This is a genomic window from Microbacterium sp. No. 7 (genome assembly GCF_001314225.1).
Taxonomy (GTDB): Bacteria; Actinomycetota; Actinomycetes; order Actinomycetales; family Microbacteriaceae; genus Microbacterium.
This window is the reverse complement of record NZ_CP012697.1, coordinates 1,302,731-1,320,954: the sequence shown is the minus strand read 5'-3', so window position 1 is coordinate 1,320,954 and position 18,224 is coordinate 1,302,731. Positions and strand designations below refer to the sequence as shown.

The 18,224-nt window shown below is 73.4% G+C and carries 12 protein-coding genes and 1 other RNA gene; 5 read left to right on the top strand and 8 right to left on the bottom strand.

The window, feature by feature from the left end:
- Nucleotides 1–17: 17 nt before the first annotated feature.
- Genes AOA12_RS05805 through AOA12_RS05795 form a run of 3 tightly spaced genes read right to left on the bottom strand, consistent with a single transcriptional unit; the run spans nt 18 to nt 4,075 of the window.
- Entirely contained in the window at nt 18–530 is a 513-nt protein-coding gene (locus tag AOA12_RS05805; RefSeq protein WP_054681064.1) for a hypothetical protein, read from the bottom strand.
- A gap of 3 nt (nt 531–533) precedes the next feature.
- Nucleotides 534–2,561: a primary-amine oxidase gene (locus tag AOA12_RS05800; RefSeq protein WP_054681063.1), complete on the bottom strand. Its 2,028-nt coding sequence runs from the start codon at nt 2,559–2,561 to the stop codon at nt 534–536.
- 38 nt (nt 2,562–2,599) lie between these two features.
- A complete protein-coding gene (locus AOA12_RS05795; protein ID WP_054681062.1) occupies nt 2,600–4,075 on the bottom strand; it encodes an APC family permease in 1,476 nt (491 codons plus the stop codon).
- A 212-nt stretch (nt 4,076–4,287) separates the two neighbouring features.
- On the opposite strand from AOA12_RS05795, the gene AOA12_RS05790 reads away from it, so the two are divergent.
- Both AOA12_RS05790 and AOA12_RS05785 read left to right on the top strand, forming a co-directional pair.
- Nucleotides 4,288–5,799, top strand: coding sequence for an APC family permease (locus AOA12_RS05790; protein ID WP_054681061.1), 1,512 nt, complete (start codon nt 4,288–4,290; stop codon nt 5,797–5,799).
- Nucleotides 5,792–6,493 carry a helix-turn-helix domain-containing protein gene (locus AOA12_RS05785; protein ID WP_054681060.1) on the top strand — a complete coding sequence of 234 codons (702 nt, stop codon included), beginning with the start codon at nt 5,792–5,794 and terminating at the stop codon, nt 6,491–6,493. Before AOA12_RS05790 ends, AOA12_RS05785 begins: the two co-directional genes overlap by 8 nt.
- Nucleotides 6,494–6,499: 6 nt before the next feature.
- Here AOA12_RS05785 and AOA12_RS05780 read toward each other — a convergent pair whose 3' ends face one another.
- From AOA12_RS05780 to ffs, 5 genes are all read right to left on the bottom strand, one after another.
- Nucleotides 6,500–9,061, bottom strand: a complete 2,562-nt coding sequence (locus AOA12_RS05780) for a glycoside hydrolase family 65 protein (RefSeq protein WP_054681059.1) — start codon at nt 9,059–9,061, stop codon at nt 6,500–6,502.
- Nucleotides 9,062–9,186: 125 nt separating this feature from the next.
- Complete coding sequence (locus AOA12_RS05775) at nt 9,187–9,915, bottom strand: HAD family hydrolase (protein WP_054681058.1); 729 nt, start codon at nt 9,913–9,915, stop codon at nt 9,187–9,189.
- Nucleotides 9,916–9,936: 21 nt separating this feature from the next.
- On the bottom strand, nt 9,937–11,154 hold the full coding sequence (locus AOA12_RS05770) for an acetate/propionate family kinase (RefSeq protein WP_054681057.1): 1,218 nt from the start codon (nt 11,152–11,154) through the stop codon (nt 9,937–9,939).
- Nucleotides 11,151–13,295, bottom strand: coding sequence for a phosphate acetyltransferase (gene pta, locus AOA12_RS05765; RefSeq protein WP_054681056.1), 2,145 nt, complete (start codon nt 13,293–13,295; stop codon nt 11,151–11,153). The genes AOA12_RS05770 and pta overlap by 4 nt, the downstream gene beginning before the upstream one ends.
- A 110-nt stretch (nt 13,296–13,405) precedes the next feature.
- Nucleotides 13,406–13,500: signal recognition particle sRNA small type (ffs, locus tag AOA12_RS22510), an RNA gene on the bottom strand.
- Between the two features lie 57 nt (nt 13,501–13,557).
- Between ffs and AOA12_RS05760 the strand changes: the two genes are divergently transcribed.
- The 3 genes from AOA12_RS05760 to AOA12_RS05750 are packed head-to-tail and all read left to right on the top strand — an operon-like array spanning nt 13,558 to nt 18,017.
- Entirely contained in the window at nt 13,558–14,523 is a 966-nt protein-coding gene (locus AOA12_RS05760) for an AAA family ATPase (protein WP_054681055.1), read from the top strand.
- A 19-nt stretch (nt 14,524–14,542) separates the two neighbouring features.
- Entirely contained in the window at nt 14,543–15,805 is a 1,263-nt protein-coding gene (locus AOA12_RS05755; RefSeq protein WP_054681054.1) for a DUF58 domain-containing protein, read from the top strand.
- On the top strand, nt 15,792–18,017 hold the full coding sequence (locus AOA12_RS05750) for a transglutaminase family protein (RefSeq protein WP_054681053.1): 2,226 nt from the start codon (nt 15,792–15,794) through the stop codon (nt 18,015–18,017). The genes AOA12_RS05755 and AOA12_RS05750 overlap by 14 nt, the downstream gene beginning before the upstream one ends.
- The last annotated feature ends 207 nt before the right edge of the window (nt 18,018–18,224 follow it).

Below are 18,224 nucleotides of genomic sequence, written 5' to 3'. Positions count from 1 at the left end.
ATCGGCATTCCCGGCGCTCACGCGACGAGCGCGAGCGACATGAGCCCGACCGAGGCGGCCATCGCGCCGTACTGCGCGCGGTCGAGGGCGACGCGCGTGCGCGCGGCGAGCACGGCCGACGCCACGACGTAGGAGGCCCCGAGCAGCGCTCCCGCCGTGCCGATCGCGGGGGCGCCGTGGCCGTGGGAGTGCCCGGCGACCTCGAGCGCCCCCGCCGCGGGCATGCCGATCATGAGCGCCGCCATCGCGATCATCCCCGTCGCCGCGTGCATCGTCATGGCCGCGGCGCCCGGCATCGCCGCGGCGGCGCTGCGGCGACGGCCCCGGACGGCCGACAGCGCGAGCGCCCCGGCCACGAGCAGCGCGGCCCACCACACGGCGGCGACGAGGCCCGTCACCGCCGCGTCGATCATCGCCGCGAGCATCGCGACGCCGGCGACGAGCTCGCCGGCCCGCGCCGGCCGGCGATCGAGTGCGAGACAGCACACGCCGATCGCGGCCGGCACGAGCGCGAGCAGATGCAGCAGCACGGCTCAGCGGTGGTGACCGTGGTCGTGAGAGCCGTGACCATGGTCGTGAGAACCGTGGTCGTGCCCGCCCGTCGGTCCGTCCGCACCGGCCGCACGCCCCGTCGCGCAGTGCGCCGACGCGGGCGCCGGCACGTTCAGCACGGGACTGCGGTCGAAGAAGTTGTACGGCTTGAGCGTGAACTTCGCGTAGTCCATCGGCATGACGGGCCAGTCCTCGTTGCGCGGGAAGTGCGTCAGGCCGAACGTGTGCCACAGCACGACGTCCTCGCCCACGAGCGGCTCGTCGCCCTCGATGAACGCGGGGATGCCGGCGCCCCCGGGATGCTGGTTGACGAAGTCGCCCGCCGCGTAGCGCTCCGCCGGATCGTACTTCGTCACGAAGAGGCTCTTCGTCGCGAAGGCGGCGCGCGACGCGATCGACGACGCGTCGTCGGCGAGCAGCACCGGCGTCTCGGTGGGGAACAGCACGTAGGACGTCGGCTGTCCCATCGAGGTCGTCTTCTCGGTCGATGCGATCTGCCACACGCGGTTGCGGGCGCCGTCGGCGAGGCGGCCCGACGCCTTCTCGCTCGTGATGGGCGTCACGCTCTTCGTGAACGCGTTGCCGTACGGGTTCGTCTCGGAGACCGGCAGCCGCACGGCGTCGATCTCGTTGACGACGTTCGCGACGCCGTCGACGGTCATGTCGAGCCGCGCCGAGAACAGGTGCTGGTGGTACGGCGCCCCGAGTCCCGGCGCGACCTGCGAGGCGAAGGGGTGGTCCTCGCCTGGATACGACGACGTGAACAGGATGCCGGTGAGCTTCGCCTCGCACTCGATGGTGCCGTCGAGGTAGAGGTACCAGAAGAAGCCGTAGTCGTAGTTGCCGACGGTCGTGAAGAACGAGATGACCAGCCGCCGCTGGCGTCGCACCTCGGCCGACCCGGTGAAGAGGTCGGTGTGCTTCCAGAGCGAGCCGAAGTCCTCCTCGTGCATGCACACGCCGTTGCGCACGGTGCGCGGCATCCCCAGCTCGTCGGCGAGGGTCACGTCGACGTAGGTGATGTCGCCGACGCAGTCGCAGCCCAGCTCGAGCTCGTTCGTGTAGCGGCCGAAGAGGTACTCGCCCGTGTCGAAGTAGTTCTGCCAGAAGCGGTTGGGCGCGGGGTCGGCGTACGGCACGACCATCTCGCTGATCGAGCCGCGGTACATGACCGGCCGTCCCTTGAAGGCCAGCTGGCGCAGGATCAGGCCCTCCCGCGTGTCGAAGCCGATGCGCAGATCCCAGTCGCCCCACGTGACGCGCTCGTCGTCGACCGTGAGGCTCGAGCCCTCGGGCTGCGTGATGACGATCGGCCTCAGCCCCTCCAGCGGCGGGCCCTGCACCTCGGGGTCGTCGAAGTTGCCGCTGGTCTGCGGGATGGCGAACCCGGGGGTGTCGACGATCTCGATGACGGCGCGTGCCGCGACGTCGATGTAGGCGGTGAGACCGTCGACCGGGTGCGCCCACGGGTGATCGGCCGGGAAGAGCTGCTGGAAGGCGAAGGTGCGGAGGATGCGCCTGCCCTCCTCCGCCGGATGCCCGTAGTTGCCGGCCGACAGCGGGACGAGCACGACGTCGTCGACGGTCAGGCCGCGCGCCGCGAGCGCGGCGACCCACCCGGCGTCGGCGTTCGCGATCGCCCCGACCTCCTCGAACTCGGCGTCGAGGATCGGCAGCTGGCCGGCCGTGCCGTCGAGCACGACCTCCGACAGCACGTCGCCCGTCGGCACCGAGATCAGCAGGTCGCTCGATCGCGTCGTCCGCAGGTCGAGCAGCTGCACGCGCGCGATGCGCTCGGGCAGCGCTCCGCCCCGCTCCCAGGCGAGCACGGCGCCCTTCTCGGGCTCCTCGAGCCCGACGTACGCGAAGCGGACGGTCTCGCTCGTCGTCGGCAGCGCGAGCACGACGGCGCGCACGGCCTCCAGCTCGGCGGCGGTCAGCGACGACAGCGGGTGGCCGGGCGCCGGCGGCGCGGCGTAGGCGGTCGGTCCTGCGGCGGTGATGGTCATGGGGTCCTCCTGCGGTGGGGATGGGTGCGGATGCCGGTTCAGCCGGCGATCGCGTCGGTGAGCTTGGCGTAGGCGGCGGGGCGGCGCGTCCTGATCCAGGCCGCCTGGACGTACCCGATGACGGGGAACACCACGATGAGCGCCAGCAGGAACCAGCTGAGCCCGCCGAAGACGGGATCGCCCTCGGCATCCACGTCGCCCACCATGATCGGGAAATAGGCGGTGATCAGCGCCGCCGAGGTGATCAGGCCGAGAAAGCCCAGCCCCGGTGCGACGAAAGTGTTCCAGACGCGCGTGTCCTTCCGGTTCCTGGCGAAGTACACGATGACCGCGACCGAGGTGAGGGCCATGAGCAGCGCGATGGCGAGCGTCGCGACGCCGGCGAACCACGTGAAGACGGCGAGCACGGGGTCGAGGCCCAGCAGGGCGAACACGACGATCAGCACCGCGGCCGTGCCGGTCTGCACGAGCGACGACACGTGCGGCGAGAGGTGCGCGTGGTGCACCGAGGCGAGCCGGTCGGGAAGGGTGCCCGCCGAGGCCATGGAGTGCTGATAGCGGGTGACGACGTTGTGGAACGACAGCACGCACGCGAACATCGAGGTGATCAGCAGCACGTTCGTGACGATCTCGCCCGTCGCGCCCAGATAGGTCGACATCGTGCGGAGGATCAGGCTGCCGGGGTCGGCCGCGGCCTCGTCGACGACGCTGCCGGGCCCCCACGCCATCACCAGGCCCCACGACGCGACGGTGTAGAACAGGCCGATGCCGATGACCGCCATGTAGGTCGCCCGGGGGATGGTCCGGTCGGGATCGCGCGCCTCGTCGCGGAAGATCGCCGTCGCCTCGAAGCCGATGAACGCGGCGATCGCGAACATGAGGCCGACGCCGGGCGAGCCGCTCACGACGTTGCCCGGCTCGAACGTCGCCAGGCTGAGCCCCTCGGCGCCGCCGGTGAAGACGACGACGGCGACGAGCACCGCGACGATGCCGACCTCCGCGACCAGCAGCACGCCGAGCACCTTGCTGGACAGGTCGATGTGCCGGTAGCCGAGGATGCCGACGAGCCCGATCGTCAGCAGCGAGAACACCCACCACGCGACGGCGACGCCGGTGTAGGTCTCCAGGGTGTAGCTGAGGATGAACCCGATGTACCCGTACACGGAGACCTGGATCGTCGTGTAGGTGAGCATCGCGACCCACGCGGCCGCGAGACCGGTCGAGCGGCCGAGGCCGTAGCCGACGTAGGTGAAGAACGCGCCCGGCCGCGGGATGTGCCGCGACATCGCGGCGAGGCCGACGGCGAACAGCAGCAGGACGACGGCGCTGATGGCGTACAGCGCCGGGAAGCCGACGCCGTTTCCGAGCAGGATGCCGAGGGGCGCGGCGCCGCCGATCACGGTCAGCGGCGACGCGGCCGCGACCACCATGAAGACGATCGCGGTGGCCCCGAGCGAGCCGGACAGCACCCGCTTGGCGGACGCCTCGACGCCCGGTGACTCGAGCTTGGTCATGGGAATGCCTCCTGAGAACGGTCGAGGAGCGGATGGGCGCCAGTCTCGCGCGGCGGGATTGCCCCTCCGTCTCGGGGCCGTGAAACCCCTGAGCACCCGAACGGGAGGACCCCGTCGGGGTGTCTCATTTGACGGAAACCGTCCGGTAACACCCGTGCCGCGGCAGGGCAACCGCGCGCGGGTAACGTCGCGCCCGAGACGAGGAGGCGGCGATGACGGCACTGGAGCGCGCGATCCGCAGCCCGCAGCCGGTGCGGGGCTTCGAGGCCACGTCGCCCTTGCACGGGCTCGACCGGCGCAGCGTCGGCTTCTTCGACGTCTTCGCGCAGTCGGTCGCCGCGGTCGCGCCCGCGGCCGCCGCGACGACCGTCGCGCTGCTCGTCGCCGGGCTGTCCCCGACCGTGACGGTCGCCTCGATCCTCGTCGCCGGCGTGCTGAGCCTGCTCGTGGCCCGCACGGTCTCGCAGTTCGCGCGCCGGTTCGCCGCCGCGGGAGCCCTCTACACCTACGTGGCGCGCGGGCTCGGCACGGGGGCGGGCCTGTCGGCGGGCGCCGCGGTCGTCGTCGGCTACGCCGCGATCGCGATGTTCGCCCTGCTCGGCGGCGCCCACTACACGACGCTGCTGCTCGGCGCGTTCTGGCCCGGCGCGCCCCGCGGGCCCGCCGGCGTCGCCGCGGTGCTCGTCGTCGAAGGGGCCCTGCTGGTCCTCGTGCTCGTCCGCGGCATCCGGCTGTCGTCGCGGCTCGCGCTGATCGTCGAGGCGGTCTCGGTCGTGCTCATCGCTACGCTCCTGGTCGTGCTGCTCCTGCGGATCGGGCCGATCGACCTCACGCTGCTGCTCCCGTCCTCGGACGACTCGCCCCTCACCGTCGCGGCCGGCGCGCTCATCGCGCTCACGGCATACGTCGGCTTCGAGTCCGCGGCGACGCTGGGCGTCGAGGCGCGCACGCCGCTGCGCACGGTGCCGCGGGCGATCCGCTGGACCGTCGTGGTCTCGGCGCTGCTCTACCTGCTCGCCGCGGCGGCGCAGGTCGCCGGGTTCGACGCCATCGGCGTCTCGTTCGCCGAGAGCTCGTCGCCGGTCAACGACCTCGCGGACGCCTACGGGCTCGGCGGCTGGGCGATCGTGGCCGACCTCGGCATCGCCGCGTCGTTCCTGGCGTGCGCGATCGGCTCGACGACCGCGCTCACCCGCGTGCTGTTCACGATGGGGCGCGACGGCGTGCTGCCCGCGTTCGCCGGGCGGACGCACCGCCGGTTCGGCACCCCGATCGGAGCCGTCGCGCTGACCCTCCCGGTCATCATCGGCGTGCCGCTCGGGCTGATCCTCTCGGGGCTCGACCTGCGCACGGCGATGCACCTGACGATCGTGGTGGGCGGGTTCGGCTACATCGTCTCCTACGCGCTCGTCTGCGTCGCGGCGCCCGTCTTCCTCCGGCGGATCGGCGAGTCCACGCTGGGCTCCGCCGTCGTCGCCATCGGGTGCGCGGTCGCGCTCGCCGGGGCGGTCATCGCCTTCGCCGTCGTGGACCTGGGGTCGGGGAGCCCGGCGGTGTGGGTGGCGGCGGGCGTGGCGGCGGTCGCCGCGATCGCGATCGTCTGGCGCCGGCGATCGGCGGCGGTCGGGACGATCGGCGTGTACGACGAGCCCGTCATCGAGTCGGTGCTCGGCGGGATCGCGCAGGAGGGGTCGCCCCACGACGACCGCCACCGGGATGGCTGACGACGGGCTCGCCCGCCCGGTGCCCGCGCTCACGGCGCGGCAGCCGCGCGCCATCCACAGCGCGCTCACGGTGCTCGAAGCGGTGGCGGAGCTCGGCGCGGGGGTCACGGCGCGCGAGCTCTCGGCCGCTCTCCAGCTGCCGCGCGCCACGACCTACCGCCTGCTGAACCTCCTCGTCGAGGACGAGTACCTGGTGCGCACGCCCGACCTGTCGGGGTTCGCGCTGGGCGCGAAGGTGGCGCAGCTCGCCGCGGCCGTGGCCCCGCAGCGGATGCCGACGGCGGCGCGCCGGCTCATCGCCGACGCCCGGGCGGCGGTGCGCGGCGGCGTGCACGTGGCGGGCTTCGCGGGCGGCCGCGTGCACGTCCTCGACGAGGACCCCGACTTCCCGCTGAGCGATCCGGTGCGCCTCTCGCGCGAGCCGGAGCAGTACGCGGTGGGCAGGCTCCTGCTCGTCGCCGCGGGCGACGACGGCCCCGCGGCCCGCGCGGCCGCGCGCGAGCTGGAGACGGTCGGCGCGATCCGCCGCGTCGACGACCGCTCGGGGTGCCTGGCGATGCCCGTCCGCGACCACGGCGGATCGATCGCCGGGGCGATCGTGTTCGCCGGGCCGCGTCACCGCGTGACGGAGCCCGGCGTCCTGCTCGCGCAGCTGCGTCCCGTCGCGGAGCAGATCGCTCCCTACATCACGTGATGTCGATTACGTGACGTCGAGCGTCGGCGACGCCTCCTCCACGACGGGCGCCGCCCCCACGCCGTCGACGATCGGGATGGTGCCCGTCGCCGTCGACACCGTCGCGGTGGGCACCGACGCCGACAGCAGCGTGCCGTCCTCGCGCACCGTCTCGTCGAACCGCCGCCACGTCGGCCGGCCCGGGCGCAGCGGCCCCTGGCCGGCGAGCGGCACGACGACCGTCTCCCCGCCCGCGACCGTGTGCGGGCGGCCGCGCACCGAGAAGTCGACGGCGTCGCCCGCGCCGGCGGCGACGGTGAGCGCGTCGCGCGTCACGGTCACCTGCAGCGGCGTGCCGCGCCACAGCAGCGGGAACGACAGCGACGGCCAGCTCTCGGGCAGCCGCGGGTCGAACGACAGGTCGCCGAAGTGGTCGCGCATGCCGCCGAAGCCGCACACGAGCGCCGTCCACACCCCGCCCGCCGACGCGACGTGCACGCCGTCGGCCGCGTTGTGGTGCAGGTCGCCGAGGTCGACGAACAGCGACTCGCGGAAGTACTCCAGCGCGAGGTCCTGGTAGCCGACCTCGGCGGCGAGGATCGACTGCACGACCGCCGAGAGCGTCGAGTCGCCCGTCGTCAGCGGGTCGTAGTACTCGAAGTCGGCGAGCTTCTCGTCGGGCGTGAAGTGGTTGCCCTGCAGGAACAGCGCGAGCACGACGTCGGCCTGCTTGAGCACCTGGTACCGGTAGATCACGAGCGGGTGGAAGTGCAGCAGCAGCGGGCGCTGCTCCTTCGGGGTGTTCTCCAGGTCCCACACCTCGCGCGAGAGGAACACGGCGTCCTGCGGGTGGATGCCGAGCGTCTCGCTGTACGGGATGTGCATCGCCGACGCGGCCTCCTCCCAGGTCGCGGGCTCCGCGGGGTCGAGGCCGAGCCGGTCGACGAGCAGGCGGTAGTCCTCGCCGCCCTCCTCGGCCAGCTCGTGCACGACCCGCGCCGCGAGACGCAGGTTGTAGCGGGCCATGACGTTGGTGAACAGGTTGTCGTTGACGACCGTGGTGTACTCGTCGGGGCCCGTCACGCCGTGGATGTGGAACGACTCGGGGTCGCCGGTCTCGGTGAAGCGCCAGAACCCGAGCGTCGTCCACAGCCGCGCGGTCTCGACGAGGATGTCGACGCCCTCGCGGCGCAGGAAGTCCTCGTCGCCCGTCGCCCGCACGTACTTGCCGACGGCGAAGCTCACGTCGGCGTTGATGTGGTATTGCGCCGTGCCCGCCGCGTAGTAGGCCGAGGCCTCCTCGCCGTTGATGGTGCGCCACGGGAAGAGCGTGCCGGCCTCGTTGAGCTGCGCCGCGCGCTTGCGGCCGGCGGGCAGCATGAGGTACCGCATGCGCAGCGCGTTGCGCGCCCACTGCGGCGACGTGTACATGAGGAACGGCAGCACGTAGATCTCGGTGTCCCAGAAGTAGTGGCCGCTGTATCCCGATCCGCTCACGCCCTTGGCCGGGACGCCCAGGCCGTCGGCGCGCGACGCGGCCTGGGCGAGCTGCCACAGGCACCAGCGCACGGCCTGCTGCAGGTCGTCCCGTCCCTCGATCACGACGTCCGAGCGCTTCCAGAACGCGGCGCACCACGCGGCCTGGCGGCGGAACTGCTCGTCGACGCCCTCCGCGGCGACGCGGTCGAGCGTGCGGCGCCCCCGGTCGACGAGCTCGCGCGCGGGGACGCCGCGCGAGGTGTGGTAGCTGACGAGCTTGGTGACCGTGACGGGCACGCCCGCCTTCGCCTGCACGCGGAACACGTTCTTGGCGATGTCGGGCTCGACGAGGCTGCGCGCCGAGAACTCGTTGGCGGTGTCGACGATGTGGTCGGCGACGACCGCGAGCGTCATGCCCGACGAGGTGACCCGGTAGGCGAGCGCGGATCGCAGCCCGTCCTGCCAGTACTCCTGCGGCTGCAGCACCCGATCGGCGATGCGCTCCGCGCGGCGCGGGTCGAAACCGGCCTTGATCTTGCCGCTCGCGGGCGTGGGCGCGCCGCCGTAGACGTCCTCGCCGTCCTGGCGGTTGAGCAGCTGGCAGTCGATCGTGACGGGGGCGTCGGCGTCCTCGACCGTCACGGTGAGGCGCAGGACCGCGACGTGCTTCTCCTCGAACGAGACCATCCGCTCGGCCGTGATGAGCACGCTCTTGCCGCTCGGCGTCGCCCACCGCAGCCGCCGCGTGAGCACGCCCGTGCGGAAGTCGAGCACGCGCTCGTACTCGCGGATGTCGGCGATGTCGAACGAGAGCGGCTCGTCGTCGACGTAGACCCGCATGACCTTGGCGTCGGGCGCGTTGACGATCGTCTGGCCCACCTCGGCGAACCCGTAGGCCTGCTCGGCGTGGCGGATGGGGAACACCTCGTGCAGCCCGTTGACGAACGTGCCGTGCTCGTGGGCGAAGCGCCCCTCGGGATGGTTCCCGCGCAGCCCCAGGTAGCCGTTGCCCAGCGCGAACAGCGTCTCGCTCACGCCGATGTCGTCGAGCGAGACCGAGGTCTCGACGAGGCGCCAGGGGTCGACGGGAAAGCGATCACGATCGATCATGAGGAGGCCTTTCGGCGAGAGGCGGACGAGGTTCGTCGGTGCGGACGGGACGGCCGACGGAGTCGGCGGACGACGGATCGGACGAGAAACGTATCAGGCGGGAGCGGGGTCGGGCGAGAACGGGATCAGACGAACGCGGACAGATCGTCGACGACGAGGTGCGCGCCGCTGCGCAGCAGCAGCTCGGCCCCCGCGCCGCGGTCGACGCCGACGACGAGCCCGTAGCCCGCCGCCGCGGCCGACTGCACGCCCGAGTGGGCGTCCTCGACGGCGACGCTGCGGGCGGGATCGACGCCGAGCAGCTGCGCGGCACGGGCGAACATGTCGGGCGCGGGCTTCGACGGCAGGCCCTCCTGCTCGGCGACGGTGCCGTCGACGAGCACCGGGAACAGCTCGCGCAGACCGGCCGTGCGCAGCACCTCGTCGGCGTTCTTCGAGCTCGACACGACCCCGATCGGCACGTTCGCGGCGCGCAGCCTCTGCACGAGCGCGAGCGACCCGGGATACGGCGCGATGCCGTCGCCGTGCAGCACCCGTTCGAACACCGCGTTCTTGCGATTGCCGATGCCGCACACGGTGTCGGCGTCGGGGCCGTCGGACGGGTCCCCCCACGGCACCTCAACGTCGCGCGAGCGCAGCAGGCTCGCGACGCCGTCGTAGCGCTTCTTGCCGTCGAGCCACGTGAAGTAGTCGTCGTCGGTGTAGGGCGGGGTGATCCCCCACTCGTCGAACAGCTCGGTGAACATCGACCGCCACGCGTGCATGTGCACGTCGGCGGTGGGCGTGAGCACGCCGTCGAGGTCGAAGAGCACGGCGTCGTAGGCCGTCAGCTCGGGCAGTTCCACCGCATCCACAATCACAGCGTAACCGCGCGATCAGCCGCGCGTGAGCCCCAATGTCTGGCGGGCGATCTCGAGCTCCTCGTTCGTCGGCACGACGAGCACCGTGACGGGCGAGTCGTCGGTCGAGATGACGCGGATGCCGTGCCCCCGCGCCTCGTTGCGCGCGGCGTCGAGGCGCACGCCCGCGAAGCCCAGCGTCTCGACCGCGGCGGCCCGCACGACGGCCGAGTTCTCGCCGACGCCGGCCGTGAACGAGATGACGTCGGCACCGCCGAGCTGGGCCAGGTAGGCGCCGAGATAGGCGCGCAGGCGATGGATGTAGACGTCGAACGCGAGCGTCGCGGCCTCGTCGCCCGCACGGCGTCGCGCGTCGATGTCGCGCATGTCGCTCGCGCCCGCGAGGCCGAGCAGCCCCGAGCGCTTGTTCAGCAGCTCGTCGAGCTGCGCGGGCGTGAGGCCGTCGCGCTCGGCGAGCACGAGCAGCACCGACGGGTCGATGTCGCCCGTGCGCGTGCCCATCACGAGGCCCTGCAGCGGCGTGAGCCCCATCGAGGTGTCCACCGAGCGACCGCCGTCGACGGCGGTCACGGAGGCGCCGTTGCCGAGGTGCGCGACGATCTGCCTCAGCTCCTCCACGGGCCGCCCGAGGAACGCCGCGGCGGCCGCGCTCACGAAGGCGTGCGACGTGCCGTGGAAGCCGTACTTGCGGATGCGGTGGCGCTGCGCGACCTCGCGGTCGAGCGCGTAGGTGTACGCCGCGGGCGGCATGGTCTGGTGGAACGCGGTGTCGAACACCGCCACGTGCGGCAGGTCGGGGAAGGCCGCGCGGGCCGCGCGGATGCCTTCCAGCCCGCCGGGGTTGTGCAGCGGGGCGAGGGGCGCCAGCTCCTCGACGAGGCTCTCGACCTCGGCGGTGATGAGTGTCGGCTCGACGAACCGCGAGCCGCCCTGCACGACGCGGTGCCCGACGGCGACGGGCGCGGCCTCGCGCAGCGACGGGCCGTGCTCGGCGAACGCCTGCAGCATGATGCCGAAGCCCGTCGTGTGGTCGGGGATCGGCAGCTCGCGCGTGTACTCGGCCTTCGTGGCGGCGACGCCGGGGCCGTGGAACGACACGGTGTGGCGGGCCACGCCCTCGGCCTGGCCGATGCGCTCGACGAGGCCCGCCGCGAGGGCACGGCCGGCATCCACGTCGACCAGCTGATACTTGAACGACGACGACCCGCTGTTGATGACCAGGACGATGCTCACGACGATGCCTCCTGCTGCTGCGCTTGGATCGCGGTGATGGCGATCGTGTTGACGATGTCGGCGACCAGGGCGCCCCGCGACAGGTCGTTGATCGGCTTGCCGAGGCCCTGCAGCACGGGCCCCATCGCGACGGCGCCGGCCGAGCGCTGCACCGCCTTGTAGGTGTTGTTGCCCGTGTTGAGGTCGGGGAAGATGAACACCGTCGCGCGGCCCGCGACGGGCGAGCCGGGCATCTTGGCCCGCGCGACGTCGGGGTCGGTCGCGGCGTCGTACTGGATCGGGCCCTCGACGAGCAGCTCCGGCGCCCGCTCGCGCACGAGCGCCGTCGCGGCGCGCACCTTGTCGACGTCGGCGCCCGAGCCCGACTCCCCCGTCGAGTACGAGAGCATCGCGACGCGCGGCTCGATGCCGAAGCCCGTCGCGGTGCGCGCCGAGGAGATCGCGATGTCGGCGAGCTGCTCGGCCGTGGGCGCGGGGATGACGGCGCAGTCGCCGTAGACGAGCACGCGGTCGGCGAGCGCCATGAGGAACACGCTGGAGACGACGGAGACGCCCGGAGCCGTCTTGATGATCTCGAACCCGGGCCGGATCGTGTGCGCGGTCGTGTGCGCGGCGCCCGAGACCATGCCGTCGGCGAGGCCCAGGTGCACCATCATCGTGCCGAAGTACGACACGTCGGTGACGGCGTCGGCCGCCTGCGCGACCGTCATGCCGCGGTGCGCGCGGATGTGCGCGTACTCCTGCGCGAACCGCTCGACGAGGGCGGGGTGGAACGGGCTCAGCACACGCGCGGCGCCGAGGTCGATGCCGAGCTCTGCGGCGCGGCCGCGCACCTCCGCCTCCTCGCCGAGGATCGTGATGTCGGCGATGCCGCGGGCGAGCACGGTCGCGGCGGCGCGCAGCACGCGGTCGTCCTTGCCCTCGGGCAGCACGATGTGCTTGCGGTCGGCGCGCGCCCGCTCCATGAGCCGGTGCTCGAACATGAGCGGCGTGACGACGGCCGTGTGCGCGAGGCCGAGGTCGCGGCGCAGGGCCGCGGCGTCGACGTGCTTCTCGAACAGGGCCGCGGCGGTGTCGATGCGGCGCTGCGATCCCGCGGTCAGCCGCCCCCGCGTGCCCATGATGCGCACGGCCGTGTCATAGGTGCCGAGGTCGGTCTGCACGATCGGCAGCGGCGAGCGGAGGCCGTCCATGAGCCGCTCGACGGGCTCGGGGAGGGCGAAGGGCCCGTTGAGCACGATCCCCGAGATCTTCGGGAACGTGCCCGCCTGGTTGGCGAGGAGCAGCCCGAGCAGCACCTCGGTGCGGTCGGCGGCGACCACGACGACCGCGCCCTCCCGCAGCCGCACCAGCACGTTGTTGAGCGACATGCCCGACACGACGGCGTCGAGCGCCTCGCGCGAGAGCAGGTCCTCGTCGCCGTGGATCAGGTGCCCGTCGACGGCGCGCATGATGTCGCGCACCGACGGGGCGACGAGGGAGACGTCCTCGGGGATCGTCCACACGTCGACCGCGGTCTCGCGATGGCCGTCGATCGCGGGCAGGTCGTCGACGACCTCGCGCACGGCCGCCTCGATCTCGGCGAGCCGTTCGGGGTCGGCGCGGTTGGCGACGACGGCGAACAGCTCGGCGCGGTTGTGGTGGATCTCGGTGACCGCCTGCGCGGTGATCTGGGCCAGTTGCGCGGGCGTGCGGGCGACGCTGATGCCGAGCTTGTCGCCCTGCGCCGCGCGTCCGTTCAGCACGACGAGCATCGGGGCGCCCAGGTTCGCGGCGATGCGGGCGTTGAAGCCGAACTCGGTCGCGGAGCCCACGTCGGTGAAGTCGCTGCCGACGACGACGACCGCGTCGCACTTCGCCTCGACCGCGCGGTACCGGCCGACGATGTCGGACAGGGCGGCATCCGGATCGCGGCGCACCTCGTCGTAGGTGACCCCGACGCACTCCTCGTAGGTGAGCTCGACGCCCACGCGGCCGAGCAGCATCTCGAGCACGTAGTCGGGCTCGACGGTCGAGCGGGCGATCGCGCGGAACACGCCGATGCGCGGCGTCGCCTGACGCAGCGCGTCGATCACGCCCAGCACGACGGTCGACTTCCCGGTCAGTCCCTCGGTCGAGGTGAGGTAGATGCTCTGCGCCACGGTGCCACTCTAGGGCGCGGAGGGGGCGAAGCCGAGGGGAAGCCAGGGGGAAGAGGACGTGGCCGTCCGGGGAACGGCAGGGGGACGTTCGGGGAACGGCGGCGGAGAAGAAAAGGGCTCTCCGCGAACCCGGCAGAGCCCGGTTACCCTTGCTACGTTTCCGTCCTGGGGGAGTTGGCCTGGATGCCGCCTCGCGGAGAGCTGCATGCGAGTTTACCCGAGAACGGCGGCCCCGTTCGCACCGCAGGCTAGCCTCGTGGGTATGGATGCCGCGCAGTTCGCACAGACGACCCGGGCACTCGAGGCGAACATGGGTCGCGTGATCGACGGCAAGCCCGAAGCCGTGCGCGCCGCGCTCCTGTGCCTGCTGGGCGAGGGACATCTGCTGATCGAGGACGTGCCCGGCGTGGGCAAGACGATGCTCGCCCGCGCGCTGGCCGCGTCGATCGACGGCACGGTGCGCCGCATCCAGTTCACGCCCGACCTGCTGCCGGGCGACGTGACGGGCGTGAGCGTGTTCGACCCGGCGGCGCGCGAGTTCGAGTTCAAGCCGGGCGCGATCTTCGCGCACATCGTGATCGCCGACGAGATCAACCGCTCCTCCCCCAAGACGCAGTCGGCGCTGCTGGAGGCGATGGAGGAGCACCGCGTCACGGCCGACGGCGTGAGCCGGGCGCTCCCCGACCCGTTCCTCGTCGTCGCGACGCAGAACCCCATGGAGATGGAGGGCACCTACGCCCTGCCCGAGGCGCAGCGCGACCGGTTCATGATGCGCATCTCGATGGGGTATCCGGATGCCGCGAGCGAGGCGCTCATGCTCCGCCAGCGCGACACCGAGAGCCCCCTCGACGCCCTCCGTCCGGTCGTGAGCGTCGCCCACGTGCGCGCGCTCATCGCGTGGGCGCGCGCCGTGCACGTCGCACCCGCGATCGAGCAGTACGCCGTGACGCTCGTGCGCGCGACGCGCGCGCACCCCGAGGTGCGACTGGGCGCGAGCCCGCGGGCGACGCTGCAGCTCGTGCGCGCGGCGAAGGTGCGCGCGGCGCTCGACAGCCGCGGCTTCGTCATCCCCGACGACATCGCGGCGCTGCTCGAGCCGGTGCTCGCGCACCGTCTGATCCTCGCCCGCGGGCCCGGCCTCGCGCACGGTCGCGCGTCGGACGAGGCGGGCAGCGCCGTCCTGCGACAGATCGTCGGCGCGGTGCGCGTGCCGATCGCGGCCCGCTGACACGGGCGGCGACGCACGGATGAAGGCCTGGCCCCTCACGCTGCGCGGCACCGGCACGGTGCTGCTGGGCGTGCTGTGCGTCGTGGTGGCCCAGGCCGTCGGCATCCCGGATCTGGCGTGGGTGGGGCTGCTGCTGGTCGCGGCCGTCGCGATCTCGGTCGCCTCGCTGCTGCTCACGCCGCGCGACGACGTGGCGCGCGTCTTCCGGCCGTCGGTCGCGGCCGTCGGCGACGACGTCGCCGTCGCCGTGCGCCTCAGCACGTACGCGCGCCTCCCCTCCGGTCCGCGCACGTGGGACGACCGGCTGCCCGACGCGCTCGACGGCGCCGCGGCCGGCGTGCTCCCGGGCGTGCGCGCGTGGGTGCGCGCCGACACGCCGATCGAGTACCGGGTCGCCGCGCGACGGCGCGGGATCGTCGCGGTCGGCCCCCTCGAGCTGACGCACACCGACCCGTTCCGCTTCGGGCGGCGCACGCACGCGGCGGGCACGACGTCGACCCTCACGGTCGTTCCGGCGCTCGTCGCGCTGAGCGCGCTCGACGACCTGCCGGGCGGCGCCGGCAACGGCCGGCACACGGCGAGCGATCCGCTCGGACAGGGCAGCGACAACCTCATCCCGCGCCCCTACTTCCCCGGCGACTCGATGCGCCGCATCCACTGGCGCGCCAGCGCGCACCGTGACGAGCTGATGGTGCGGCAGGAGGAGCAGGAGGTCACGCCCGAGGCGACCGTCGTGCTCGACCGCACGATGCGCCGCTTCGACCCCGACGCGGTGCGGCAGACGGGCGCCGACGAGGGGTTCGAGCTGGCCGTGAGCGCGTGCGCGTCGGCGATCGACCGTCTCGCGCGCGACGGCTTCCGGGTCACCGTGATCGACGGCGACGGGACGCCGCTGTGCGAGCGCGTCGACGCGCTCGACCACGCGGGCATCGACGCGGCGCGCATCGCGCTGGCCCCCCTGACCACGCGCGGCGAGGCGCACCTCGGGCAGCTCGCCCGGGCGCTCGGCGAGTCGGCGTCGGGCCCGCTCGTGCTCGTGACCGGTCACGTGGACATGACGGATGCCGCCGACCTCGCGCGGCTCGCGAGGTCGAGCGCCCGCCCGGTGCTGCTGACCACGGCATCCGCCCCCGCCCTCGCCGCCGCCGCGGCCGAGGCGGGATGGCGGGTCGCCGCGCTCACCGCGCGGACGCGCGCCGACGCCGACGAGGTGTGGTGGCAGCCCGCCCGCGCGGCCGACCATCCCGTCCCCCCGGGAGGCGGTCGCCGTGTCCGCCGCTGAGCACGACGGCCCGCGGGCCGACCGCCGGCGCCCCGCGGGCGCGGAGGGCGTTCTCACCCTCGCGCTCGCCTTCGCGCTGCTCGCCGCGTGCGGTCCCCTGCTGACGGTCGTCTCGGCGGGGCCGTGGGTCGGCGTCGGGATCCTCTTCGTCGGCGGCCTGCTGCTCATCGGCTTCGGCCTGCGCCGCCTGCGCGCGCCCGGCGCGCTCGTCAGCGCGCTGCTGCTGGCCTGCTGGGCGGTGTTCGTGACGACGCTGTTCTTCCCGCACGCCTCGATCGCCGGGTTCTTCCCCGATCTCGGCACGGTCGAGGCGGCGAGCGCCGCCGCGCGCACGGCGGCGCAGGAGCTGTACGAGGGCGTCGCGCCGGTGACCGCCACCCCCGCGCTCTCCTTCCTCATCGTGGCCGCGGCGGGACTGCTCACGGTCGTGTTCGACCACGTCGTGATCACCACGCGCATGCCGGTGCTCGCGCTCATCGCGCTCGTCGCCGTCTGGCTGATCCCCGGCGTGGCGGTGCAGGCGTCGGCCGGGGTGCTCTCGTTCGCGCTGCTCGCCGTCTGCGCGCTCGGCCTCGTGCGCGCGGAGACGGCGACGCGCGAGGTCGCCGAGACGGGCGGGCGCGGCGGCGCGACGGCCGCCGCGATCGTCTCGGTGGGCGCGATCGTCATCGCGCTCACCGCCGCGCCGATGCTGCGCACGCCCGTGTTCTCGGGCGTCGCGGGCGCGGCGGGCGGCGTCGCGATCGACGCCTCCCTCGACCTGGGCGAGGACCTGCGCCGTCCCGTGAACGCGCAGGTGCTCACGATGCGCAGCAGCGCCACCGTGGCGCCGTACCTGCGGGTCGCGACGCTGTCGCGGTTCGAGGGCGACGTGTGGCTGCCCGATCAGCTCAGCTCGCTGCCGCTCGACGAGGCGGCGATGGAGCCGGTCGTCGTGGCCGACGGCATCCGCGTGACCGAGCACGTGACGAGCGTGCGGATCACGCAGCTCGCGTCGGCGTGGCTGCCGATACCCTTCCCCGCGGTCGCGGCGGACGGGCTGCACGGCTCGTGGCGCACCGTGCCGTACAACCGCACGCTGCTCGGCGACGGCACGACCGCGCAGGGCCAGGACTACCAGATCGTCACGCACGTGCCGCAGCCGACGCTCGAGCAGGTGCGCGCGGCGCAGGCGCGGCTGGATCCCGACCTCGTCGCGCTCGGCGAGCCGCCCGCGGACCTGCCGCCGGTCATCGCGGAGCTCGCCGCGCTGGTCACCGCCGACGCCCAGACCGACTTCGACCGTCTCGACGCGCTGCAGTCATGGTTCCGCGGCAGCGACTTCAGCTACTCGCTCGACACGCCCGTCGAGGCGGGCTTCGACGGGAGCGGGGTCGAGGCGGTCGCGCGCTTCCTGGAGGTGCGCGAGGGATACTGCGTGCACTTCGCGAGCGCCTTCACGCTCATGGCGCGGTCGCTGGGGATCCCCACGCGCATCGTCGTCGGCTTCCTGCCCGGGCCGCTCACGGGGCAGTCCGTGGACGGCGAGAGCGTGCTGCAGGTGACGACCGACCAGTTCCACGCCTGGCCCGAGGCGTACTTCGAGGGCATCGGATGGATCGGGTTCGAGCCGACGCAGGGGCTCGGCGTCGAGACCCGCTTCGAGTCGGAGTCGAGCCCGGCGCCGGACGACGGCGGCGACGAGGTGGTCTCCCCGACGCCGACGCCGACGGTCGCCCCCACGACCGACCCGACCGACGTGGACCCGGGCGACGTGCCGGCGGGCGGGGGCGGCGAGGCCGCGCGGGCGGCCGATCTGCGCCCGTTCGTGGTGCCGATCGTCGTGGTCGCGATCGTCGCGCTGCTGCCCTTCGTCGTCGGCCGCATCCGCCTCGCGCTGTGGCGCCGGCGCGCGCGGCGCGGTCAGATCGGCGCGGCGTGGCGCATCGTGCAGGACGCCGCGATCGACCTGGGCGACGACGCGCCGGGCGCGGAGACCCCGCGCGCCTTCGGCGCCCGGCTCGTGACCGAGCGCGGCGCCCCCGACGCGGCGACGGCGCGGCTCGTCTCGGCGATCGAGCTCGCCGGCTACGCGCGCGACGCGCGCGTCGACACCGCGCACGCCCTCGACGACGCCGAGCGCGTGCGCGCCGGCATGCTCGCCGCCGCCGGCGGCCGCCGCGTCGCCGCCGCGCTGTTCCCCCGCTCGCTCGTGCGCCGCCCCGGCCGCTGACCCCGCCGCCCGCCGCCTGCGGCACCCGCGCTCCCCGCGCCGCCCGTCGCCTGCGGCGCCGCCCGGCGGCATCCGGCCCCACACCTCTCCCCTGACCGCGAGACTGCATTGGTGCGCCGAGACTGCACGCCAGAACGGCAGTCTCGGCGCGCCAGTGCGGTCTCGCCGGAACGCAGGAGAACGCAGGAGGATGACGGGCGCGGTGAA

Coding starts and splice junctions, on each gene's coding strand:
- AOA12_RS05800 (WP_054681063.1), bottom strand. CDS start 2,561: ATGACCATCACCGCCGCAGGACCGACCGCCTACGCCGCGCCGCCGGCG.
- AOA12_RS05795 (WP_054681062.1), bottom strand. CDS start 4,075: ATGACCAAGCTCGAGTCACCGGGCGTCGAGGCGTCCGCCAAGCGGGTG.
- AOA12_RS05790 (WP_054681061.1), top strand. CDS start 4,288: ATGACGGCACTGGAGCGCGCGATCCGCAGCCCGCAGCCGGTGCGGGGC.
- AOA12_RS05785 (WP_054681060.1), top strand. CDS start 5,792: ATGGCTGACGACGGGCTCGCCCGCCCGGTGCCCGCGCTCACGGCGCGG.
- AOA12_RS05780 (WP_054681059.1), bottom strand. CDS start 9,061: ATGATCGATCGTGATCGCTTTCCCGTCGACCCCTGGCGCCTCGTCGAG.
- AOA12_RS05760 (WP_054681055.1), top strand. CDS start 13,558: ATGGATGCCGCGCAGTTCGCACAGACGACCCGGGCACTCGAGGCGAAC.
- AOA12_RS05755 (WP_054681054.1), top strand. CDS start 14,543: ATGAAGGCCTGGCCCCTCACGCTGCGCGGCACCGGCACGGTGCTGCTG.